The sequence below is a fragment of the Devosia sp. 919 genome, from assembly GCF_013185965.1.
In the GTDB taxonomy this organism is placed as follows: domain Bacteria; phylum Pseudomonadota; class Alphaproteobacteria; order Rhizobiales; family Devosiaceae; genus Devosia.
The window spans coordinates 3184794-3206257 of sequence record NZ_JABAOL010000001.1; the positions used below are offsets into that span (position 1 = coordinate 3184794).

Annotated in this window: 22 protein-coding genes and 1 other RNA gene; 3 read left to right on the top strand and 20 right to left on the bottom strand. The window is 63.2% G+C overall.

Translation table 11 applies throughout. The features are described 5' to 3' along the window. The first annotated feature begins 234 nt into the window (after positions 1 to 234). Positions 235 to 1581, top strand: a complete 1347-nt coding sequence (locus tag HRQ64_RS15430; RefSeq protein WP_172124107.1) for an MFS transporter — start codon at positions 235 to 237, stop codon at positions 1579 to 1581. A 173-nt stretch (positions 1582 to 1754) separates the two neighbouring features. Here the strand turns inward: HRQ64_RS15430 and HRQ64_RS15435 are convergent, their stop codons facing one another. From HRQ64_RS15435 to ruvC, 14 genes are all read right to left on the bottom strand, one after another. Further along, positions 1755 to 2498, bottom strand: a complete 744-nt coding sequence (locus HRQ64_RS15435) for a hypothetical protein (RefSeq protein ID WP_127753948.1) — start codon at positions 2496 to 2498, stop codon at positions 1755 to 1757. 175 nt (positions 2499 to 2673) lie between these two features. Beyond that, positions 2674 to 4017: a phosphoglucosamine mutase gene (gene glmM, locus HRQ64_RS15440; protein ID WP_172124109.1), complete on the bottom strand. Its 1344-nt coding sequence runs from the start codon at positions 4015 to 4017 to the stop codon at positions 2674 to 2676. Between the two features lie 129 nt (positions 4018 to 4146). After that, complete coding sequence (gene ftsH / locus HRQ64_RS15445) at positions 4147 to 6078, bottom strand: ATP-dependent zinc metalloprotease FtsH (RefSeq protein WP_127753950.1); 1932 nt, start codon at positions 6076 to 6078, stop codon at positions 4147 to 4149. A 170-nt stretch (positions 6079 to 6248) separates the two neighbouring features. Continuing rightward, the gene (gene tilS / locus HRQ64_RS15450) at positions 6249 to 7526 is read right to left on the bottom strand and encodes a tRNA lysidine(34) synthetase TilS (protein WP_172124111.1); all 1278 of its coding nucleotides are present in this window, start codon (positions 7524 to 7526) and stop codon (positions 6249 to 6251) included. After that, positions 7511 to 8476: a tol-pal system protein YbgF gene (ybgF, locus tag HRQ64_RS15455; RefSeq protein ID WP_172124113.1), complete on the bottom strand. Its 966-nt coding sequence runs from the start codon at positions 8474 to 8476 to the stop codon at positions 7511 to 7513. The genes tilS and ybgF overlap by 16 nt, the downstream gene beginning before the upstream one ends. 174 nt (positions 8477 to 8650) lie before the next feature. Beyond that, positions 8651 to 9148, bottom strand: coding sequence for a peptidoglycan-associated lipoprotein Pal (pal, locus tag HRQ64_RS15460; RefSeq protein WP_127753953.1), 498 nt, complete (start codon positions 9146 to 9148; stop codon positions 8651 to 8653). A 229-nt stretch (positions 9149 to 9377) separates the two neighbouring features. After that, entirely contained in the window at positions 9378 to 10688 is a 1311-nt protein-coding gene (tolB, locus tag HRQ64_RS15465; protein WP_248305116.1) for a Tol-Pal system beta propeller repeat protein TolB, read from the bottom strand. Positions 10689 to 10749: 61 nt separating this feature from the next. After that, a complete protein-coding gene (locus tag HRQ64_RS19980; RefSeq protein ID WP_210258561.1) occupies positions 10750 to 12039 on the bottom strand; it encodes a hypothetical protein in 1290 nt (429 codons plus the stop codon). 8 nt (positions 12040 to 12047) lie between these two features. Next, positions 12048 to 12491 carry a protein TolR gene (gene tolR / locus HRQ64_RS15475; protein WP_172124115.1) on the bottom strand — a complete coding sequence of 148 codons (444 nt, stop codon included), beginning with the start codon at positions 12489 to 12491 and terminating at the stop codon, positions 12048 to 12050. 1 nt (position 12492) lies between these two features. Continuing rightward, positions 12493 to 13194, bottom strand: a complete 702-nt coding sequence (tolQ, locus tag HRQ64_RS15480; protein ID WP_127755285.1) for a protein TolQ — start codon at positions 13192 to 13194, stop codon at positions 12493 to 12495. Between the two features lie 210 nt (positions 13195 to 13404). Then, complete coding sequence (gene ybgC / locus HRQ64_RS15485; RefSeq protein WP_172124117.1) at positions 13405 to 13797, bottom strand: tol-pal system-associated acyl-CoA thioesterase; 393 nt, start codon at positions 13795 to 13797, stop codon at positions 13405 to 13407. Between the two features lie 33 nt (positions 13798 to 13830). Next, positions 13831 to 14829, bottom strand: coding sequence for a Holliday junction branch migration DNA helicase RuvB (gene ruvB / locus HRQ64_RS15490; RefSeq protein WP_248305348.1), 999 nt, complete (start codon positions 14827 to 14829; stop codon positions 13831 to 13833). Positions 14830 to 14968: 139 nt separating this feature from the next. Then, positions 14969 to 15586: a Holliday junction branch migration protein RuvA gene (gene ruvA / locus HRQ64_RS15495; RefSeq protein WP_127753958.1), complete on the bottom strand. Its 618-nt coding sequence runs from the start codon at positions 15584 to 15586 to the stop codon at positions 14969 to 14971. Then, a complete protein-coding gene (gene ruvC, locus HRQ64_RS15500; protein ID WP_172124119.1) occupies positions 15583 to 16089 on the bottom strand; it encodes a crossover junction endodeoxyribonuclease RuvC in 507 nt (168 codons plus the stop codon). The genes ruvA and ruvC overlap by 4 nt, the downstream gene beginning before the upstream one ends. 311 nt (positions 16090 to 16400) lie before the next feature. On the opposite strand from ruvC, the gene HRQ64_RS15505 reads away from it, so the two are divergent. Beyond that, positions 16401 to 17192, top strand: a complete 792-nt coding sequence (locus HRQ64_RS15505; protein ID WP_172124121.1) for a GGDEF domain-containing protein — start codon at positions 16401 to 16403, stop codon at positions 17190 to 17192. Positions 17193 to 17208: 16 nt separating this feature from the next. Here the strand turns inward: HRQ64_RS15505 and HRQ64_RS15510 are convergent, their stop codons facing one another. The 4 genes from HRQ64_RS15510 to ssrS form a co-directional block, all read right to left on the bottom strand. Continuing rightward, positions 17209 to 17955, bottom strand: coding sequence for a YebC/PmpR family DNA-binding transcriptional regulator (locus tag HRQ64_RS15510; protein ID WP_127753961.1), 747 nt, complete (start codon positions 17953 to 17955; stop codon positions 17209 to 17211). Between the two features lie 72 nt (positions 17956 to 18027). After that, positions 18028 to 18843, bottom strand: a complete 816-nt coding sequence (locus HRQ64_RS15515; protein ID WP_172124123.1) for a TIGR00282 family metallophosphoesterase — start codon at positions 18841 to 18843, stop codon at positions 18028 to 18030. Then, entirely contained in the window at positions 18843 to 19427 is a 585-nt protein-coding gene (locus tag HRQ64_RS15520; RefSeq protein WP_172124125.1) for a 5-formyltetrahydrofolate cyclo-ligase, read from the bottom strand. The genes HRQ64_RS15515 and HRQ64_RS15520 overlap by 1 nt, the downstream gene beginning before the upstream one ends. 27 nt (positions 19428 to 19454) lie before the next feature. After that, a non-coding RNA gene (ssrS, locus tag HRQ64_RS15525) (6S RNA) lies at positions 19455 to 19613 on the bottom strand. A gap of 252 nt (positions 19614 to 19865) precedes the next feature. Between ssrS and HRQ64_RS15530 the strand changes: the two genes are divergently transcribed. Next, entirely contained in the window at positions 19866 to 20771 is a 906-nt protein-coding gene (locus tag HRQ64_RS15530; RefSeq protein WP_172124127.1) for a lytic transglycosylase domain-containing protein, read from the top strand. A 2-nt stretch (positions 20772 to 20773) separates the two neighbouring features. Here the strand turns inward: HRQ64_RS15530 and HRQ64_RS20395 are convergent, their stop codons facing one another. Together HRQ64_RS20395 and HRQ64_RS15540 are read right to left on the bottom strand one after the other, a co-directional pair. Then, positions 20774 to 21151, bottom strand: a complete 378-nt coding sequence (locus tag HRQ64_RS20395) for a cell division protein ZapA (protein WP_127753965.1) — start codon at positions 21149 to 21151, stop codon at positions 20774 to 20776. Positions 21152 to 21154: 3 nt separating this feature from the next. After that, the gene (locus HRQ64_RS15540) at positions 21155 to 21442 is read right to left on the bottom strand and encodes a DUF4164 family protein (protein WP_127753966.1); all 288 of its coding nucleotides are present in this window, start codon (positions 21440 to 21442) and stop codon (positions 21155 to 21157) included. Between the last annotated feature and the right edge of the window lie 22 nt (positions 21443 to 21464).

The window sequence follows — 21464 nt, forward strand, 5'->3', positions numbered from 1 at the left end:
AATGCCGTTTTGGGAAAAGTGCTGTTCGGGAACCATGTCGAATTCAGCTACGGCCCACCATCGAGTGATCTTGTTCGGTTCAAAGCGCCGCAGGTTGCGCTCTGGTCTTGCATGCAGGCCTGCACTGGCAGTAAGGCGTGGCTAGTTTTTGCAGTCCCTCGCCCTGCTCCAACGGCAAGCCGAGCGAGAGACAACTGGGCAGGGCGCGTCGCCTTGCGCATTTTGGATTCGATCATGACCCAGACTTCCGCGGCTGCTTCCCCTCAACCAGCCAATTCGCGCTCCCGCGTTCTGCTCGCGAGTCTGGTCGGCACCACGATCGAGTTCTACGACTTCTACGTCTACGCGACGGCGGCCGTTCTGGTGTTCCCGCACCTGTTCTTTCCTGCCGGCAATGAGACCACAGCCCTTCTGGCGTCCTTCGCCGTATTCGGCGCCGCCATGGTTGCCCGGCCGCTCGGCGCCGTATTCTTTGGCCATCTCGGGGACAGGAAGGGCCGCAAAACCACATTGGTTGCGGCCCTGCTGACCATGGGTCTGGCGACCTTCCTGATCGGGGTGCTACCGACCTATGCAATGGTCGGCTGGCTCGCGCCGGCATTGCTGGTGGTCCTCCGGCTGGCGCAGGGCTTTGCGCTGGGCGGGGAATGGAGCGGCGCTGCCTTGGTCGCCACTGAAAACGCACCCAAGGGCAAGCGCGCGCTCTTTGGCACCTTCCCCCAGCTTGGCGCCCCGCTCGGCTTCATCATCGCCAACGGCCTCTTCCTGATCATCGCGGCCATGCTGCCCTCCGATGATCCCTCCCGCCCCTCGCTGGCCTTCCTCGACTGGGGTTGGCGTATTCCCTTCCTGTTTTCAGCCGTGATGGTGGTGGTCGGCCTCTGGGTCCGGCTCAACCTGGTGGAAAGCAGTGCCTTCGAGAAAACGGTCAAGACCGGCCAGGTCCGCAAGATGCCGCTCGTCACCGTCCTGCAGCAGAATATGCGCGAACTGGTGCTCGGCACCTTCTACATGCTGGCGACCTATGTGCTGTTCTACCTGATGACGACCTTCTCGCTGAGCTATGGTCGCGCCGCCATCGACGCCGCCGTGCCGGGGCTTGGCTACCAGTATTCGACCTTTGTGCTGATGATGATCGTTGGCGTCGTGTTCTTCGGCATCTTCACCCTGGTGTCCGGCCCCTGGGCCGATCGCTTTGGCCGCCGCAAGACGCTGATCTGGGTGACGCTCGCCATCGCCGTCTTTGGTTTGCTCTGGGTGCCCTTGCTCAACGCCGGCTTTGTCGGCGTCATGGCCTGGCTCATCATCGGCTTTACGCTGATGGGGCTGACGTTCGGCCCAATGGGCGCGCTGCTGCCGGAGCTGTTTCCCGCCAATGTGCGCTATACCGGCTCTGGCATTTCCTACAATGTCTCCTCGATCCTCGGCGCCGCCCTCGCCCCTTTTGTGGCTGTGGCCCTGTGGAGTGCCGGCGACGGCAGCCCGTTCTGGGTCGGCGTTTATCTCACGGCCATGGCGGCCCTGACCTTGATTGCCCTGCTGCTCGGGCGCGAAACCAAGGATGTCGATATCGAGGCTTAAGCCCGCAGCCACGCCCCGCGGCCATTCCAGCCGAGGCTAACGACCGGTTTGCGCTGCAAGCCGCTGCAAGGCACAACAGAGGATGACAGGTTACCCGCCAAATGCAATCGGCGCCCCCAGGGGAGCGCCGAAGCCAAGAGCGGATCTGCCAAGCGCCTGTGGCGCCCTGCCGATCAGTTGAAGCGGTAGCGCAGCGTGCCGCGCACTTCGTGCAGCCAGTTGTTCTCCGAATGAACATTGGCGGGGAAGTCAGCACCATTGTCGAGATCGGCAATGTAAACGCCGCGATAGCCCACATCGGCAACGACGGCACCGAAGTCATAGCCCACGCCGACCATACCGGCCGCAGCAAAGCTGGTGTTCTCGCCCGATGGAACCGGGAAGCCGTTGGAAGCCTCGATCGAGGATTCGTTGAAGGCCGCACCGGCACCAGCGCCGACATAACCAAAGGCGCCGCCGGCAGCGTTGTAGCCAAAACCATCGCCGCCCAGCGAGAAGTCGTAGTAAACGTTGGCCAGCGCGATGGTGGAGCGCAGCCCCAGTTCGTAATCGCCGGCGTCGCCGGTGGCGATCAGCCCATCATTGGAAACGTAGTCGACAGTCGCGTCAAAGCGCAGTCCGGTGCCCGTCTCGAAGCCGAGACCCGCGCCGACGCTGTAGCCGTAGCCGGCTTCATCAACGGAGAAGGTTTCTTCTTCGGGAGTGACACCGCAGATCACGCAGTCGATGCCATAGGCTTCCTTCGTCCAGAAGGCGTTACCCGCCGCGCTGCCGCGCAGGTAGAACGAGCCCTGCACGCCGTAATCGACGTCCGGGATTTCAACAACAGGCGGGTATTCGGGGAAGTCGGCCGCCAGTGCGGGGCCGGCGATTGCAGTGGCTGCTGCCACCAGCACCGCAGCGGAAAGCATGCGCATGATCAAGAAGTCCTTCGGTTGCCACGACACCAGTCGATTGACGCCCAATATCGAACAACATTCTTAAAGGGCGCTTAACCCTGCGGCTTAACCCTAACGATTGGTGATTATCTATCGAAACAAGAACGCCGGCACGGAGCCGGCGTTCTGAACTCGTTTGTGACTGGCGTGTGGCCTAGGCGACTGCCTGAATTGCGGCCTCGATTTGCCCCACTGCCGAGGTGACCAGAGCAGCATCGTCAGCCTCGCCCATCACCCGGATCACCGGCTCGGTGCCCGACTCACGGATCACCAGCCGGCCCCCGCTACCCAGCATTGCCTTGGCGTCGGCCACGGCCTGCATCACCTGCTTGTCCTCGAGCGGCTTGCCGGTCTTGAAGCGCACGCTGCGCAGCAGCTGCGGCACCTTCTCAAAGCGCGTGCACACTTCCGAAATCGGCAAGGAGCGCTGCTTGAGCACCGCGAGCAGCTGCAGGGCCGCGACCAGCCCGTCGCCCGTGGTGGTGAAATCGGAAAGAATGATATGGCCGGACTGTTCACCGCCCACATTGAAGCCCTTCGTGCGCATGGCTTCGAGCACATATCGATCCCCCACCTGGGTACGCTCGAGCGTCAGCCCCAGGGAGGTGAGATAACGTTCAAGCCCAAGATTGGACATCACAGTGGCGACGATCCCGCCGCCGGCCAGCATTTCCCGTTCCATCCAGCTCTGGGCGATTACCGCCATGAACTGGTCGCCATCCACCACCTGGCCCTTTTCATCGATGATGATGACGCGGTCCGCGTCGCCATCCAGCGCAATGCCGATATCGGCGCGCACTTCACGCACCTTGGCTGCCACCGCTTCAGGCGCCGTGGAGCCGACCTTGTAGTTGATGTTGAAGCCATCAGGCTCGGCGCCAATGGTGAACACCTCAGCACCCAATTCCCAAAGGGCAATCGGCGCTACCTTGTAGGCCGCGCCATTGGCGCAATCGAGCACGACGCGCAGGCCCGTCAGGTCGATATTCCGTGGCAGGGTGCGCTTGGCGTATTCGATATAGCGGGTGCGCGCTTCCTCATCGCGATGCGCCCGACCGATCTCGCGGCCATGGGCGAGGAACTGGCTCATGTCGCCGTCGATGAGGCTCTCGATCTCCGCTTCGACCTCGTCGCTGAGCTTATAGCCATCCGGCCGGAACAGCTTGATGCCGTTGTCATCATAGGGATTGTGCGAGGCTGAAATCATCACGCCGAGATCGGCGCGCAGCGAGCGCGTCAGCATGGCAACGGCGGGTGTTGGCATTGGGCCCAACAGATACACATCCATGCCCACGGCGGTGAAACCTGCGGTCAGGGCGTTCTCGATCATGTAGCCAGAACGCCTGGTGTCCTTGCCGATCACCACGCGATTGCGGTGTTCCCCGCGCACAAATTTCTGGCCCGCAGCCATGCCCACCTTGAGGGCCAGCTCCGGGGTGAGCTTGCTGCCATTGGCCAAGCCGCGAATGCCATCAGTGCCGAAATATTTTCTGGCCATTGCTTTGCCCTGTCTGCGCGCTGTCATGCGCATAATTTATCGCACAACCGTTAAGGACGCTTTTCGGCGGAAAAGCGGTGACCGGCAATACATAAAAGGGCCGCCTCGCGGCGACCCTTGGTGTCAGTGTCAGCTATTGGGCTGAGGCTCCAGCCCGCCCTCGGGCGGCGCATCGGGCCGCTTCTTTGGGGACTTGCCGGCAGCGGGGACGCCCGACGCCTTGGGCGCCGATGGGCCGCTGTCGTCCGGACGAACCGGCTGGTGCCCATCCATCAGGGCCCGCAGTTCATCGCCGGTCAGCGTTTCATATTCAAGCAGGGCCTGGGCCACCGCTTCAAACTGATCCACATGGTTGCGGATGATATCGCGGGCAGCCTGCTCGCCATCCTCGATCAGCTTGCGCACTTCCTGGTCGATCAGCTTGGCCGTGTCGTCCGACATATTGTTGGACTGGGTCATGGAATGACCGATGAACACTTCCTGCTCGCTCGACTTGTAGCGCACGCGGCCAAGCTTTTCGCTCATGCCCCACTCCATCACCATGGAACGAGCCAGGCTCGTCGCCATCTGGATGTCGCCCGAAGCACCCGAGGTCACTTTCTCGGGGCCGAACTTGTAGATCTCGGCTTCGCGGCCGCCAAACAGCATGGTCAGGCGTGCCAGGGCCTTTTCCCGGCTAAACGAATAGCTGTCGCTTTCGGGCAGGGTCATCACCATGCCCAAGGCACGGCCACGCGGAATGATCGTCGCCTTGTGGATGGGGTCGATCCCCGCCACCTTGAGCGCAATGATCGCATGGCCCGCTTCGTGGTAAGCCGTAAGCTTTTTTTCGTCCTCGGACATGGCCATGGTGCGGCGCTCGGCGCCCATCATGATCTTGTCCTTGGCGTCTTCGAACTCGGCATGGGTGACAAAGCGTTTGTTGCGCCGTGCCGCCATCAAAGCCGCCTCGTTGACGAGGTTCATCAGATCCGCACCCGAAAAGCCGGGCGTACCACGGGCCAACACCTTGAGGTCCACATCGGGAGCCAGCGGCACCTTACGCACATGGACCTTGAGCACCTTCTCGCGGCCCGCAACATCGGGATTGGGCACAACGACCTGGCGGTCAAAGCGACCGGGACGCAGCAGGGCCGGATCAAGCACGTCGGGGCGGTTGGTCGCCGCGATCAGGATGATGCCTTCATTGGCTTCAAAGCCGTCCATCTCCACCAGCAACTGGTTGAGGGTCTGCTCGCGCTCGTCGTTACCACCGCCGAGACCGGCGCCACGCTGGCGGCCGACGGCGTCGATTTCGTCGATGAAGATAATGCAAGGAGCGTTCTTCTTGGCCTGCTCGAACATGTCGCGCACGCGGCTGGCGCCAACGCCCACGAACATTTCCACGAAGTCGGAACCCGAAATGGTGAAGAAGGGCACATTGGCTTCGCCGGCGACCGAACGGGCCAGCAAGGTCTTACCAGTACCGGGAGGGCCGACCAGCAGCACGCCGCGCGGGATACGGCCACCCAGGCGCTGGAATTTGCCAGGGTCGCGCAGGAATTCGACGATTTCTTCTAGGTCCTGCTTGGCTTCATCAACGCCAGCGACGTCCTCGAAGGTCACCTTGCCATGCGACTCGGTCAGCAGCTTGGCGCGCGACTTGCCAAAGCCCATCGCACCACCACGGCCACCGCCCTGCATCTGCCGGATAAAGAAGAACCAGACGCCGATGATGACGATGAACGGGAGCCAGGAGCTCAGCAGCACTGACCAGAACGGGCTCGATTCGGGAGCGCGCGCCGTGATCGACACGCCGCGATCCTCGAGGCGGCTGATCACATCGGCGCCAGCCGGCATCACGGTTTCAAAGCGGGTGCCATCATTGAGCACGCCCGAAACGACGTCATTGGTGATGGTCACGCTTTGCACGCGCCCGCCTTCGACGTCGGATACGAATTGGCTGTAGCTCTTGTCGGCGACCGAAATGGAGCGGGTGGAAGACTGGAAGACCTGGAACAGGCCCATCAGCATAAAAAGAATAACTAGCCAAATGGCAAAGTTGCGGAAGTTTCCGTTCATCAAACCTGTCCCGGAGAGACCGACGCAACCAAGCTGCCGGTGTTAGCGCCGAATGTATGATCGGCATTGGGGCGTTACAAGGGCACTGCTGCTAGCCTTGCGCCTCGTCGTCTAGTCATTTTGTCGCGACGGGTTAACGCCTCCCTCACGACAAAAGCGGGCAAACTTGCTCAGTCCACCAGCAGTTGCACGCGAATTCGCTCGTCGAACGACCACCCTCCCAACGACAACACGCCACCCTGTGCATCCCTGACAATGGGTGCTGTGCGGATGGCTTCGGCGGGCGCGGTCACCTTGAAGCCCAGGAATTCCTCGAGCCGGTGCCGCGGCAGGTAATCGGACACGCCCGCGGTTAAGCCCGGCTCGTCCGAGCCATTGGTGATCAGGAATCGCTCGTCCCAGACGAGCTCGGTGCCGGGCGGCAGGGCCAGATCGGGCGGCAATACCCGGCCCGGCTCGCGCGCCACTGCGACGGCACCGTCCTTTTCGCGCACCACGCAACCCAGCAGTGTCGTCGCCTTGCCATGGGTGCCAGATGCCAGCGCCTGCTGCAGCCGTTCCACCTGCCCGAGAGCCCGCGGCTTCTGCCGTCCGCCCACAATGTTGAGTACCCGTCCCAGCACCCGCACCGCGAGGGCGGGGCTCAGCGCCAGCAGCGGCTCGCGCTCGATCCGCGCGGATCCAAAACCATCCAGCCGCACCATCGTCTGGAATGCGCCATCGGCCATCTGGGCCAGCGCCCGGTCGGCTTCCCCCATCCGCTCGGCAAACAAGGCGAGGGTTTCGCTATCGAGGCCCAGCGCTTCGAACTGCGGCATGGCCTTGCGCCAGCGCACCCGCTCGTAATGTTCGTCGTTGTTGGAGGGGTCTTGGGCGGGCACCAAACCGGCTTCGCCCACCACTTGGTGCAGCGCCTTGGGATCGAGCCCCAGCAAGGGCCGATGCACCCGCACCCCCTCGACAACCGACATGTCGGCCATCCCGCGCAGCCCTTCGAGCCCGCTGCGATGGGCCAATCGCATCAGCACGGTTTCGGCTTGATCCAGCCGATGATGCGCCGTCAGCAGCACCTCAACGCCGTCTTCAGCCATTGCCTGGCCCATCAAGCGATAGCGCGCTGCCCGCGCCGCTTCCTGCAAGGCGGTGCGTGGCTTGTCGCCCGTCCAAACCAGACCGCGAGCCGGAACGCCCAGTTGTTCGGCGACCCCGAGCACCATCGCGACCTCCGCCCCGGCCTCGGGGCGCAAGCCGTGATCAACGCAATAAACCTGCAAGGCCGGCGCCGCGGCACCCAGGCTTGCCGCCCAGCGCTGCGCCAGCAGCAGCAGCGCCAAACTGTCGGCACCGCCCGAAACCGCCAAACCAATGGCCCGCTCGCCGGCAACCGCCGCAAACAAGGCCTGCAATGTTGCTGGATCGTCCAGCGGCGGAATTAAGCGGGTGGGCATTCGGCCTTGGTCTTTTCCGCCGCGAGCCGCGCCGCAAAGGCGGGGGTCAGCGTCGTGTAGCGCCGCTCGATTTCCGCATACGTCCGGCAGGCAGTTTCCCGCTCGTCGGCCCCGGCAAGCGAAACGCCGAGGCGCAGCAACAGGTCGGGCGAACGCGGGCTGTCGGGCGCTTTCTGGAACGCGTCCAGCAACACTTCTGCGGCCTCGTCATAAGCCTCACGCTGGATCAGCGCTTCCCCCAGCCAGTTGGCGGCGTCCGTCGCCTGGGCATTGTCAGGGTATAGCTCGATGAACTGGCTGAACTGGTCTTCGGCAAAGGCATAATCGCCGCGAACAATGGCTTCATAGCCCGCGGTGAACTGCGCATCCGCATCGGAATCCCCGGTAGCGGTGGCCTCCGGATCATAGCTCAAATCCAGCGGCTGGCCGGTGGCGAGGTCCACACTGCCCCCCTGCCCCGTGCCGGCCAGCGGATCATCGGAAGTGCCAACGCTGCCATCATCAAAGGTCGGGTCGAACTCGGCCTCTCCCGGCAGCGGCCGCACGCCCTGTGGTGGAATTTCGGTCGAGGGAGCCGCGCTGCTTTGGGCAGGTGCTGGGGGCGCAGCGCCGCCAGTGCCAAGTCCCTGCAAGCGTGCATTGGTTTCTTCCGCCTGCCGCTCGATCAGGGTCTGCATCTGCGTCAGCTGAAAAGTCAGCCCTTCGATCTGTCCGTTGAGCGAGCGCACCTGCTCTTCCAACTGCTGCACCCGCACTGCCAACTGGGCGGTATCGGCCGCTTGCGCCACATGCACCCGGGTTGGCTGCGCATTGGTGAGCGTCAGCCCGCCCAACTCAGCCGGTGGAAAGGCTTGCGCCTCGGCCCGGCTTTGCAGGCTCGTGCCCAGCAGCAGCGCACAGGCCGCTGCCAGGGCAGTGCGGCCCTTGGATTGCAACAGGGGGATCTTCAATGGGGAGCCTCCGGTGTGTTCTCTGCGTCGCTTGGTGCCGACATGGTGATCGAGGCAAAGCGAGTAAAGGCCAACTTTGGTGAAAACAAAGCGCCGGAGCCACAAAGGGCGTCCGGCGCTTCTGGATGCCGGCCGGGGCCGGGTCATTTGGGCCTGGTGAACCAGGCCCGCTACTTATTGAACGACGGTGACCGCGCGGCGGTTCTGGCTCCAGCAGGAGATGTCGTTACAGATCGCGACGGGGCGCTCCTTGCCGAACGACTTGGAGGTGATGCGCTGGGCATTGACGCCACGCGACACGAGATAGTTCACCACCACCGAAGCGCGGCGTGCGCCCAGGGCGATGTTGTATTCGCGGGTGCCACGCTCGTCGGCATGGCCCTCGATCATGATGCGGTAGTTGCTGTACTGGTTGAGCCAGGCGGCCTGCTTGTCGAGGGTCGCGGCGGCTTCGGTGGTCAGCGAAGAAGAGTCGGTTTCAAAGAACACGCGGTCGCCAACCGAAACCAGGAATTCCTGCTGGCTGCCCGGCGCGCCGCCGCCCGGGCCGAGATTGCCCACGCCGGTCATCATTGCGTTATCGGGCGTACGCGAACACGCCGCTATCGCGACGACGAAAAGCAGCATTGCGGCGGCGCGCAACGCGGTGGTGATCGGTGCAAGGGACAGCATCCGGAAAAAGCTCCTGAAAGGCAATAATTCTAGGTACGGCATTTACCGTGCTTATTCTTAAGGCCGGGTTCCAAGTCGTGGTTAATTGAAGCTTAACGGGGCGCGAATGTGGCGGAAACGCGGGCTTTTTCCGGCTGCGTCATTCCTGCCACAGCGCTTGGTGAACTGGTCGTATGGTTAAACGCGCCGGGGCTCTACTGCCCCGGCCGCGTAGTAGAAAGCTTGCGCCTTAGCTGCGCAGCCCGGACCAGGCGGGGTCGGACGCATAGCTTTCGGTGGGGATGGTCTGGAGGTTGCGGCCCCAGATATCGACGCTCTGCAGCTTGGGGCCGTCATTGCCACCGGGATCTTGGAAGAACATGATCACGCGGCCATTGGGCGCCCAGGTCGGACCTTCCGCATGGAAGGTTGAATGCAGCATGCGCTCGCCCGAACCATCGGGGTTCATGATGCCGATATTGAACTGCCCGCCCGACTGGCGCGTAAAGGCGATCAGATCGCCCTTGGGTGACCAGACGGGCGTCGAGTACAAGCCTTGGCCATAGGAAATGCGCTGCGGGTTACCCCCGCCCGAGCTCATCATATAGATCTGGGGCGAACCGCCGCGATCGCTTTCAAACACGATCCGGCTGCCATCGGGCGAATAGGATGGACCCGTATCGATCGCCGCGCCCGAGGTGAGCTGCACCGGCTGGCCGCCACTCGTGCTCACGGCATAGATATTGGTCGCTCCACCCTGCTCCACGGAAAACGCCACCGTGCCGCCATCGGGTGAGAACCGGGGCGCAAAGGTCATGGCGCCTAGCGAAGCCAGCCGCTGCTGCCGCCCGCTCGACAGCTGCAGCAGATAGACCTGCGGATTGCCGTCCTCGAAGTTGAGGTAAGTGATCAGGTCATTATTGGCCGAGATGCGCGGCGTCAGCGCCAGCGTGCGCCCATCGGTCAGGTACTGCGGATTAGCGCCATCCTGGTCCATGATCGCGAGGCGCTTGACCCTGTTCGCCTTGGGACCGCTTTCGGCCACATAAACCACGCGGGTATCGAAATAGCCGCTGCCACCGGTCAGCGCCTCATAGATGGCGTCCGAAATGATATGGGCGACGCGTCGCGCGCTGTTGGGATCGGTGTTGTAGCTCTTGCCCACCACCTGGGCGCCCTGCTGGGTGTCCCACACGCGCACCGAAGACGCGATCTGGCCGCCGCGGTCCACCGCACCCATGACGAGCGCGGTCACATTGGCCGTGCGCCAGGTGTTGAAATCGGGCGTGGCATTGACGTCCCCGACCTGTACCGGCAACGACGCCGGATCGAGCGGCAGGAACAAGCCCGAGCGGCGCAGATTGGCGCGCACGATCTCGGCCGTTTCGCGCCCAAAGCTTGGGTCCGAGGAGGCAAAATCGGGGATGGCGATCGGCAGTGGCTGGAAATTGGCGCCCTCGACCGTGATGTTGAGCTGTGCCTGGGCAGTGCTGGCGGTGGCGAGGGCCAGCCCGCCGGCAACGCCGAGCTTGAGGGCGCTGCGCCGGGTTAAACGGGTCATTTCAGTCTCCATTCATGCCATTCACCGGCATCTTGCCGGGGAAAGGCGCGCTTCAAGGACGTCACGGACGCAACGTGACATTGATATTCTGCCATTGGTCATAGGAAGCCGCCGACAACATGCTGTAGGGCCCGCAGCCTGCCACGGCGCTCACGGCCTTCTGGGCAATGGTGATCGCTTCAGGCTGCTCGCTAACCGAAACAATTCGAGGCACATCCGCCAGCGAGCCATCCTGATTCAACCGCATATTGACCACCACCTGCGCGCTGCTGATCTGCTCATTGGGGAGCAGGTTCCAGCATTGCTTGATCTTGGCGACCAGCGCACCGATTTCGGTCTGGCTCAGCGTCGCCGAGGTTCCACTAGTGTCGCCCAGCGTCGGTGAACCGCCACTACCGGTGGTGGCGCCGGTGGAAGTATCCTTGTTGATGATGGCCGAAATATCATCAGCCAGCGAAGCATCGAGTTGCTCGCCCGCTTGCTGCTTTTCGGCTGCCTGTGCCGCAGCCTGGCGCTTGCGCTGGGCTTCGGCTTCCGCTTTGGCCTTGGCATCGGCTTCGGACTTGGCCTTGGCTTCCGCCACCCGCTTGCGTTCTTCTTCCTCGCGCTTCTTGCGCTCTGCTTCGGCGGCCGCAAACTGCTGGCGCTTCTGCTCGAGATTGGTTGGACGCGATGCAGGCACCGGCGCCGCGACTGCCGGCTCGGCAGGCTCAGGCGTGGGTTCGGGCTCCGGGGTGGGCTCGGGCGTCGGCTCGGGTGCAGGTTCTGGCTCAGGCGCTGGTTCTGGCTCCGGCGCGGGTTCTGGCGTCGGCTCAGGCTCCGGCTCTGGCTCAGGCGTTGGCACCGGCTCGGGCGGCGTCGGCCGCGTCGCGGGCGTCGGCGGCACCGGCGCTGGCGTTGGCTCGGGCTCCGGCAGCGGTTCGGGCTCGGGCTCCGGCTCAGGCAGGAGTTCTGGTTCTGGCGCAGGAGCGGGCGCCGGGGTCGGTTCGGGCACGGGCTCGGGTTCAGGCTCCGGTTCCGGCGCAGTCTCGGGTTGAGGCGCCGAATTGGTCACCGGCATCGGCACCGGCCGATCAGCCTCTTGCGGCGTCGGCTGGTCTTCTTGCGTATTCCCAGTTGGCTGCGCGACCTCGGCAGGCTCATCGGATTCCACCACGGCTGGCGTGTCGGTTTCCACCACCGTGCTGTTGAGCGAGCCCATGCGGATCGCCGCAAAATCGCTGATGGGGACGAGGTCCACGGCGATGGCGTCTTCCACCACGGTCATAGGCTCGGCCATGCCGAGATTGACCAGGCCAATCGTCAGCACGGCAAGGTGGGCAGCGATGGAAGCGACAAGACCGGTGCGCATTGGCCCGACTAATTTTCCTGTTGCGTGATAAGGCCGATCTTGGTGTAGCCACCAGCCGACAGCAGCCCCATGACCCGCATCACCGCGCCGTAATTGGCGGTGGTGTCCCCCCGAAGAAAGATACGATCCTCGGTGCCATTGACGGCCTGCTGCGACACCGTCGCGACGAGGTCCGCTTCACTGACGGGATCCTCACCCACAAAGATGGCGCCCTCGGGCGTGACTGCCACGGTGATAGGCTGGGTCTGGCTCGAGAGCTCGCCGGCAGCCGTACGCGGCAGGTCGATCGGTACGCCAGCCGTCATCATCGGTGCTGCCACCATGAAGATGATCAGCAGCACCAGCATCACATCCACCATCGGCGTGATGTTGATTTCGCTCATTACCGCTTTCTTGCGGCCGCGCCGACGACGCCCGCCGCCGCCGCCGCCTGAAGCTACGCCCATGCCCATGTCAGCGGCTCCGCGCTTCGAGTTGGCGGCTCAGAATGGTGGAGAACTCGTCGGCAAAGCCTTCGAGCCGCCCGATCATCTTGCCCGCATCAGCGGAAAGCTTGTTGTAGGCGATAACCGCGGGGATAGCGGCCACGAGGCCAATGGCCGTTGCAAACAGCGCCTCGGCAATGGGGCCGGCCACAACAGCCAGATTGGTGTTTGACGACGCGGCAATGGCGGTGAACGCATTCATGATGCCCCACACCGTGCCGAACAGGCCGATAAAGGGGCCGGCGGAGCCAACAGTGGCCAAAAAGCCGAGCCGCTTTTCGAGGTTCTCGCTTTCGCGCGAAATGGCGACATCGAGCACCTTGTCGAGCCGCTGCTGCATGCCGACGAAAGAAGCCGCGTTCTGCTCGTGGCTGCGCTTCCATTCCTTCATTGCGGCAACAAACACGGCGCCTAGCCCACCCGAAGTGCGCTCGGACTGCTGCTGGTACAGCTCCTCCAGCGATTGCCCCGACCAGAAGGTGCGCTCGAAGCGGTTCATCTCCGCCTGCATGCGGCGATAAGTGAGGGTCTTGTCTATGATAATGGCCCAGCACCAGACCGAGGCCGCAAGCAAGCCCAGCATCACTGACTTCACGATCCAGTCGGCCGCCCAGAACAGGCCCCAAATAGATAAGTCCGTGTGCGGCGCTACTGCGCCCACCGCATCCATGGCTTCCATGTCGTGATCCTTCTGGCTGGCCTCTTGCTGCCGGCCCGTGCACCCGTGGCGATGGGGCCCAAATCTGTCAAAATTAAGAGAAAAGCCTTGCCTAACGGAGCGTTGAGAGCACCGGTGCAAGTACTACTCTTTCTGTGACTCGATTATGGTCAAGAAGAGGTTAACAAACCGCCCACCGCCGCCATGCGACGCCACGCCGCGCTAATCGGCCAGGGCGCGCAGTGCTGCCGGCAGCCGTGTCGGCTTGCCGCCCATGTTGATCGCCACCACGACGACCTGGGAATCGACCAGCAGTTCGGCGTCGCGCCACACGCCTTGGCTCAACTGCAGGCGCGCGCCGCTTGCCCCTGCCACCAGCGTTTCCACCCGCAGCACATCATCGATGTGCGCGGCCGCCCGGAAGTCGAGCTGCATGCTACGTACGGCAAAGGCCAGCCCTTCCCGGCCCAGTTCGGCATGGTGGATGCCTTGCGCCCGCAGCAACTCGGTGCGCGCCCGCTCCATGAACTTGAGGTAAGCGGCATGGTACACATTGCCGGAGAAATCGGTGTCCTCATAATAGACCCGAACAGCAAAAACATGCGGCTCAGCCATGGCGCAACCGGCTGATCTGGCGGATCTTCCGGCTCACGGCTCCTCGGGCTCCTCGAACAAGGTTGCTTGCGTCCCGATAAAGCCCTGCGGCACGCTCTTGCCCAGGTGCTGGAAGGCTGTGCCCGTCAGCATTCGCCCCCGAGAAGTGCGCTGTATGAAACCTTGCTGGATCAGATAAGGCTCGACAATCTCCTCGATCGCGTCACGCGGCTCGCTCAGCGCTGCGGCAATGGTCTCGATCCCTACGGGCCCCCCGCCATAGAAATCGGCAATCATCGTCAGATAGCGCCGATCCAGTTGATCGAGCCCGCGGGCATCCACGTCGAGCCGCAACAAGGCCTTGTCGGCAATCGCCCGCGTGATCTCGCTCGAGCCCTCGACCAGCGCAAAATCCGTTACCCGCCGCAACAGCCGGCCGGCAATGCGGGGTGTCCCGCGCGAACGGCGCGCGATCTCCAGCGCGCCGTCGGGCGCCATCGGCGTGCCCAACAGCCGGGCGCCGCGCTGCACGATCTGCACCAGCTCTTCGGGCGTATAAAAATTGAGGCGCACGGGAATGCCGAAGCGATCCCGCAGCGGCGTGGTCAACAAGCCCGCCCGCGTCGTCGCGCCCACCAGTGTGAACCGCGCCAGATCGATCCGCACCGAGCGTGCCGCCGGCCCCTCCCCGATGATCAGGTCAAGCTGGAAATCCTCCATCGCGGGATACAACACCTCCTCGATCGCGGGATTGAGCCGATGGATCTCGTCGATAAACAGCACATCGCGATCTTCGAGATTGGTCAGGAGTGCCGCCAGATCCCCGGCCTTGGCGATCACCGGGCCCGAAGTCGCGCGAAAACCCACCCCAAGCTCGCGCGAGATGATCTGCGCCAGCGTGGTCTTGCCCAGCCCTGGTGGGCCAACGAACAACACATGGTCGAGCGCCGCACCGCGCTTCTTGGCGGCCTCGATGAACACCTCAAGATTGGCACGCGCCGCCGCCTGCCCGACAAATTCCGAAAAGCCGGACGGGCGCAGTGCCACATCCAGTGGCTCATCGCGCCCGGCAACGGGAGAAGTAAGATCGGTCAAACGGATGCCCTGACTTGCGTTAGCGGGAGCACCATGGCTGTCTCCAACATCATGTTCGCCGGCTCAGCGCTGGCGGCGGAGCGGCTCGGAAAGACCATCACTGGCTCAACTCGCGCAGGCCCAGCCGGATCAGCTTTTCGGTCGCGGTATCATCCCCCTCACGGGCCACAACCCGCGCCAGGGCGGCGGAAGCTTGCGCCCCCGAATACCCCAGATTGACCAAAGCGGAAACTGCATCGGCTACATTCCCGCTAGCTGTTCCCTCGCCTAAGGCGGTCTGCAGCCCGAGCGTGCCCGCGTCAATGCCCCCGCCCTGCGGCGCCTTGCCCTTGAGCTCGGTCACCAATCGCAACGCCAGCTTGGGCCCAACCCCATTGGCCCGCCCGATCATCGCCTTGTCACCTAGTGCAATAGCGCTCGACAATTCCGATGGTGACAGGGCGGACAGGATCCCAAGCGCCACCCGCGCGCCAACGCCCTGCACGGTCATGAGGAGGTTGAACCAGCCCTTTTCGGCTTCGCTGCCAAAGCCATAAAGCCGGATCATGTCTTCGCGCACCACGGTTTCGATGAACACCACGGTTGCTTCCCCGACCCGGGGCAATCCCTGCAAAGTGCGCGACGAGCAAAAGGCCTCGTAGCAGACCCCTCCCACATCGATGAGCACATGATCATCGCCAAAGCTGTCGACGGCACCCTTGAGCTTGCCGATCATGCGCTCATCCGTGCCCGTTGCGCCGCAACCCGATGATGGGCATGGCAGATCGCGATGGCGAGCGCGTCGGCCGCGTCGGCGCCCTTGATCTTGGCCGTGGGCAGCAAGGTCTTGACCATCAGCGCCACCTGTTCCTTTTCCGCGTGCCCGGTGCCTACGATCGATTTCTTGACGAGATTGGTGGCATATTCCGCCACCGGAATGCCGCGATGGGCCGGCGTCATCAGCGCCACCCCCCTCGCCTGTCCCAGGATCAGCGCCGAGCGTGGTCCCGAGTTCACGAAGGTTTCTTCCACCGCCGCCTCATCGGGCGCAAACCGCTCCAGCAGGTCCAACAACTCCGTAAAAAGGACCGCGAGGCGCTGCGCCAATTCGCCTTCCGTGGGCGGAGTGACCGTGCCGCAGGCGATGAATTGCAGCTTGTTGCCTTGGGTTTCGATTACCCCCCAACCGCAGCGCCGCAGTCCTGGATCGATGCCGATGATTCGCACTGGTGGTGTCATGTTTCACCCATACCTGAAGGCGCTTCTCCTACCAAGCAGAAGTGAACAAAGCAGCAACGGAGCCCTGTGGAAGAAGCGACACGCGTAAAATTCCACCCATTGCACAAACCCCATTTTCAAGAAGCGCCTTCTAGGTTCGGCAATGTTCATGAAGGGGCATTAACTTATGAGCTGTGACCTGGTTTGCTGCGCCCCTTTGGCGCCGCGACGCTTCTGTGCATTGCCGCGCCTGACCGCGTTATCCCGCCCTGGGCACTCGCTCGCTTCTGCGCTCACCACCTATGGGCAGCGCCCGGAAAGGTGGGTAGCCAATGGCTAGCCCTTGTCAGGATAGCATCGGGGGGAGCGGCTCACGTACCTGGTCGAGCGTCACCCGCTGGACCGTGTTCGGCACCTTGGGCTGCGTCCTGGTTTCCGTCGGGTTCAATGCCCTGCTATTTGAAAATCTAGGTGGTGCAGCGCTGCAACGGGCGATGATCAGCGCTACGGTGCTACCCATCTTCCTGGGCGTGCCGCTGCTTTTTCTCCTGAGCTTGCGGCTGCGGCGCCTTGCCATTGCCAATCGCCGGCTGGGCATGGTCGCCCGCACGGACAGCCTCACCTCTTGTCTGAATCGCGGCGCCTTCACCGCCCAGGTGACGACGCAGTTGGCGCGCGCCGGCAGCACCCCGGGCGGTGCCTTGCTAGTGATCGACGCCGACAACTTTAAATCCATCAACGATCGGTTCGGCCACGATGCCGGCGACCTTGCCCTGACGGTGATCGCCCGGGCGATCCGCTCGGTGCTGCGGGCGGGAGATCTGGTGGGGCGGATGGGCGGCGAGGAATTTGGCGTGTTCCTGCCGGGCGTCGATGCCGACATCACTCGCGCTATTGCCGAACGCATCCGCAGCGCGGTCAATGAAGCTGAATTCGTGCCGCGCGGCACCGTACAAGCCCTGTCCGTCAGCATTGGTGGCGCTGTGTTCGGCAGCGCCATCGGTTTTTCCGAATTGTTCCGGGTTGCCGATCAGCGCCTTTATGACGCCAAGCAAACCGGCCGCAATCGCGTGACGATCGTCGCGGCCGATCAGTTCTTCCCCCAGGCCCTGCAACGCGCCTGAGGAACCTTGTCGAGGCTTAGTCGGCCAGCTTGGCCATGTCCTCGTCGCTCATCTCGAAGTTCGAATAAACATTCTGCACGTCATCGTCTTCTTCGAGCGTAGCGATCAACTTCATCAGCGTCGCGCCCTTGTCGGCATCGATGGGGGTATTGGTCTGCGGCTTCCACACGGCCTTGACTGATTCTGCTTCGCCCAGTGCCTTTTCCAGCGCGGCGGCCACTTCCACCATCGCCTCAAAGCTCGTGTAGATATAGTGGCCCTCTTCGTCGCTTTCGACGTCATCGGCGCCTGCCTCGATGGCGGCTTCCATGATCTCATCGGCACTGCCGGCGCTTGCCGGATAGGTGATCTCGCCAACCTTGTCGAACATGAACCCGACCGAGTTGGTTTCCCCCATCGCGCCACCATTCTTGGAGAAGTAGGAGCGCACATTGGAGGCGGTGCGATTGCGATTGTCGGTCAGCGTTTCCACGATGATCGCGACGCCACCTGGGCCATAGCCCTCGTAGCGGATTTCGTCATAGTTCTCGCCGTCGCTGCCGATCGCCTTCTTGATAGCGCGATCGATGTTGTCCTTGGGCATGGACTGGGCGCGCGCATTGGTCACCGCCAGGCGCAACCGGGAATTGAAAGCCGGATCGGGCATTCCCATCTTGGCGGCCACCGTGATTTCGCGCGCCAGCTTGGAAAAGACCTTGGAACGCACCGCATCGCTTTTGCCTTTGCGGTGCATGATGTTCTTGGCATGTGAATGGCCGGCCATCGGTCAGTCCTTGGGGTGTGGTGTTGTTGTGGTGGCGCGTTATAGGCAAGCTCGGCGCGAATGTGAAGCGGGCTAGAACTCCGGCAGCGCCTGCGCCAGCACCCCGCCCACCCGCACCGGCAGCACCTTGACCGCCAGTCCCGTGCGCGGATCGGTTTCCACCGCCACGCCGCACAAGGTCGCTTCCCCTTCGGCTGGCGTGAACCGGCCATTGGCAATGCCGGTGAGGAACCGGTTCAGCGGCTCGTCGGGGTCCACCCCGATCACCGAGTCGTAGTCCCCGCACATGCCGGCATCCGCCAACAGCGCCGTGCCGCCCTTGAGAATGCGCAAGTCAGCCGTCGGGATATGGGTGTGGGTGCCGACGACGAGACTCGCCCGCCCATCGAGAAAGTGCCCCATGCCCTGGATTTCGGAAGTGGCTTCCGTGTGAAAATCCACGATAATTGCGTCGGCCTGCTCGCCCAGCGGACAGGCGGCAATCGCCGCTTCCACCGCCCGGAACGGATCATCGGCGGGCCCCATGAACACGCGCCCGAGCGCGTTGATCACCAGCACTCGATGCCCATTGCGGCCCTCGACAAACATTGCCCCGCGACCGGGGGTGCCTGGCGCCATGTTGATGGGCCGCACCAGCGTCGTTTCCCGCTCGATAAAAGAGATGGTGTCGCGCTGGTCGAACGCATGATCGCCCAGGGTCACGATATCGGCGCCTGCCGCCCGGATGCCGTTGAAATGCGGCTCGGTCAGCCCGCGCCCATGGCTGGCATTTTCCCCGTTCACCACCACGAAATCAAAGCCGTAGCGCTCGATCAATCCGGGCAGGCGATCGGCAATTCCCTCGCGGCCTGCACGGCCCACGACGTCGCCCAAGAATAGAAATTTCATTATCTGCCGCCGAACTGTCGAATGCCGGTTTCCGTTATCACAGCGTCCAGCGCAATGTCATGCTCGTCCCGGGGAATGGCGTCAAACTCTTGCGCGCTGTAAGCCAGGCCGACCATCAGTGGCCGCCCTTCCCGCTCGGCAAAGCTGCGGTCATAATAACCACCGCCATAGCCCAGCCGGGTGCCCAGCCGGTCAAAGCCCAAAAGAGGCACCAGCACCAGGTCCGGGTGGGCGTGAGGCGCAAGTTCGGAGGGAGCGAGCGTGCCGAACCCCGCCGGGTAAAGCGGTGCGTCCGGCTCCCACACTCGCATCTGCAGCGGGCCGTGCGGCCGGACTATCGCCGGCAACACCACGGTACGGCCATCATCGAGCAAGCGCAGCAAAATTGGCCGGCAATCCAGCTCATCCACCAGCGGCCAATAGCCCGCGATCACCTGGGCGAGCCCGAACCGAGGCTCGGAAAAAAACAGCTGGGTAACACTCTCGGCCGCCTGGGCCCGCGCGCCGGCGGATAACGCCGCCCGGCGGGCCTTTGCCGATTGTCGCAAGCTCGCCTTGGTGTCTTCGTTACGCTCAACAACCATAAGGCGCTTTGTTGCCTGTCGCGAAAATAAGGTGCCACCCTGGCCGTGGGATAGGCGATCCCGGGAACCTACTTACGTAGGTGGGCGCCGTATGTCCGAGCCCACGGGCCCGGTCAGGGACAGCTCCCTTTAGGATCGATAAGGCCCCGGGGATATTGGTATCCAACACGCACCGGGCAGCGCTCGACATATAGGCCTTTCGCAGGCGGATGCAAAGGGCCGCGCAGCACAAAATCTGGCAAATCGCGGCGGGCCAATTAACCCGCTATATGTCGACCAATCCGATGGCGTCTTGGATCCTGCCGCCCTTTAACTCATTCTAGCCCTGCGCAGCCCTCTGGCGGTGTGCATTCTGGGGCCGCTCGGGACATGAACTTGGTGAAGTCTTTGCCGACATGGCGATCGAAATCCCTGGCGTGGCTGAGAGCGCTGCTCCTGATGGTGCTCGCGCAGCCCGCCGCCCTTGGCGTGGAAACCGAGTCCGCCGCGGCGTCCGCCAATCCAGAGGAGCCCGAAGAGCCCGCCCCCTCCTGCTTCACCCTCAATGACGAGCCGGTCTGCATCGCTGAAACCAGCTATGTCGCCGATGTCTGCAGCGCCATTTCCCGCTTTTCCAATCATTACGAGATTCCCGAAGCGTTTCTTGCCCGCCTGATCTGGCAGGAAAGCCGCTTCGATCCGCAAGCCATCAGCCCCGCAGGTGCCCAGGGCATTGCCCAGTTCATGCCGGGCACCGCCCGCCTGCGCGCACTCGACAACCCCTTCGACCCCGCCCAGGCGCTGGCCCGTTCGGCCGAATATCTGCGCTTCCTGCAGCAAAAATTCGGCAATCTGGGCCTTGCCGCTGCGGCTTACAACGGTGGCGAAGCCCGCCTCTCACGCTATCTGGCTGGCACTGGCGGCCTTCCGGCCGAAACGCGCAACTATGTCTCGGTGATCACCGGCCGCCCCGCCGATTATTGGCGCAACGATGCGCCCGAGCCGGTGGACTTCACCCTCGAGCCCGAAAGCCCCTTCCTCGATTCCTGCCTCGACATGGCCTCGGCCGTCAAAATTCCCAACCTGGATACCACCAACGCCGCCTGGCAGCCCTGGGGCGTGTTGATCGCCCAGCACAACACCAGCGAAGTCGCCCGCAACCGCTTCGATACCGCTCAAAGCAAATTTTCCAACGTGCTGGGTGAGGAAAAGCTACTGCTGATCACGGTGCGCAATCCCAATTTTGGGCGTCAATTGCGCTTTTCGGCCATGGTAGGCCGCCCTACCCGGCAGGAAGCCAACGCCCTATGCGAGCGCTTGATGGCCGCCGGAGGCAACTGCATCGTCCAGAAAAACGGCTCCTGAACTTATTTCTGGGGGCCGACCGCCGTTTCGTCCAACACCCCGGCGACAATTTCGAGCGAGCGCGCGGCCTGCTCGAGCTTGCCGGCAAAGCGCTGCTCGAGCGCATCCATTTCCCCGGCGATCTGCTGGCCGGCGGCGCTCAACTGCTCGATTTCAGCCTGCAACGCCGCTATGCGCTTTTCGGCTTCCGCCAGTTCATCGACCACGGCGATCCCGGCCATCACCGTCAGACGCGTATCCCCGATTTCCCCGACCACGCCCTTGATCGCATCCACCTCCCCATCAAAGCGCTTGGCCAAGCCAATCAGGTGCTTTTGCTGGCCTTCTTCGCACGCCATACGGTAGCGGCGGCCATTGATCTCGACATTGACTTCAGGCATCGCCTACTCCGCTTTGGCCAGCACTTCGCGCACGGTTTCCATGGCCGCCACCAGCCGACGCGACACCTCATGGGCGCTGTCGTCGAGGCGCTTGGCCTTGGCCGCGGTCTTGTCCAGCTCGCTTGCCAGCCGCGCCCGCTCAGTTACCAGCCGCTGCGTATCGACCTCGATGCGGTTGAGCCGCTGCATGCGCTGCTGCAGATTGGCCGAACTGGTTTCGAGTCGCGCCAAGGCACGATCAAATCGCGCTACTGCCGCGCTGATCCCGTCTTGAAGTTCGCTCTCACTCATCGCCAACAACACTTTCTGCGAC

Bases quoted from the DNA above. Each gene is read 5' to 3' on its own strand.
- HRQ64_RS15515 (WP_172124123.1), bottom strand. From the start codon at position 18,843: ATGAAATTTCTATTCTTGGGCGACGTCGTGGGCCGTGCAGGCCGCGAG.
- HRQ64_RS15540 (WP_127753966.1), bottom strand. From the start codon at position 21,442: ATGAGTGAGAGCGAACTTCAAGACGGGATCAGCGCGGCAGTAGCGCGA.
- ybgC (WP_172124117.1), bottom strand. From the start codon at position 13,797: ATGGCTGAGCCGCATGTTTTTGCTGTTCGGGTCTATTATGAGGACACC.
- ruvA (WP_127753958.1), bottom strand. From the start codon at position 15,586: ATGATCGGCAAGCTCAAGGGTGCCGTCGACAGCTTTGGCGATGATCAT.
- tolR (WP_172124115.1), bottom strand. From the start codon at position 12,491: ATGGGCATGGGCGTAGCTTCAGGCGGCGGCGGCGGCGGGCGTCGTCGG.
- tilS (WP_172124111.1), bottom strand. From the start codon at position 7,526: ATGCCCACCCGCTTAATTCCGCCGCTGGACGATCCAGCAACATTGCAG.
- HRQ64_RS15510 (WP_127753961.1), bottom strand. From the start codon at position 17,955: ATGGCCGGCCATTCACATGCCAAGAACATCATGCACCGCAAAGGCAAA.
- HRQ64_RS15520 (WP_172124125.1), bottom strand. From the start codon at position 19,427: ATGGTTGTTGAGCGTAACGAAGACACCAAGGCGAGCTTGCGACAATCG.
- HRQ64_RS15505 (WP_172124121.1), top strand. From the start codon at position 16,401: ATGGCTAGCCCTTGTCAGGATAGCATCGGGGGGAGCGGCTCACGTACC.
- tolQ (WP_127755285.1), bottom strand. From the start codon at position 13,194: ATGGATGCGGTGGGCGCAGTAGCGCCGCACACGGACTTATCTATTTGG.
- ruvC (WP_172124119.1), bottom strand. From the start codon at position 16,089: ATGACACCACCAGTGCGAATCATCGGCATCGATCCAGGACTGCGGCGC.
- HRQ64_RS19980 (WP_210258561.1), bottom strand. From the start codon at position 12,039: ATGCGCACCGGTCTTGTCGCTTCCATCGCTGCCCACCTTGCCGTGCTG.
- pal (WP_127753953.1), bottom strand. From the start codon at position 9,148: ATGCTGTCCCTTGCACCGATCACCACCGCGTTGCGCGCCGCCGCAATG.
- tolB (WP_248305116.1), bottom strand. From the start codon at position 10,688: ATGACCCGTTTAACCCGGCGCAGCGCCCTCAAGCTCGGCGTTGCCGGC.
- HRQ64_RS15435 (WP_127753948.1), bottom strand. From the start codon at position 2,498: ATGCGCATGCTTTCCGCTGCGGTGCTGGTGGCAGCAGCCACTGCAATC.
- HRQ64_RS15430 (WP_172124107.1), top strand. From the start codon at position 235: ATGACCCAGACTTCCGCGGCTGCTTCCCCTCAACCAGCCAATTCGCGC.
- HRQ64_RS20395 (WP_127753965.1), bottom strand. From the start codon at position 21,151: ATGCCTGAAGTCAATGTCGAGATCAATGGCCGCCGCTACCGTATGGCG.
- ftsH (WP_127753950.1), bottom strand. From the start codon at position 6,078: ATGAACGGAAACTTCCGCAACTTTGCCATTTGGCTAGTTATTCTTTTT.
- glmM (WP_172124109.1), bottom strand. From the start codon at position 4,017: ATGGCCAGAAAATATTTCGGCACTGATGGCATTCGCGGCTTGGCCAAT.
- HRQ64_RS15530 (WP_172124127.1), top strand. From the start codon at position 19,866: ATGGTGCTCGCGCAGCCCGCCGCCCTTGGCGTGGAAACCGAGTCCGCC.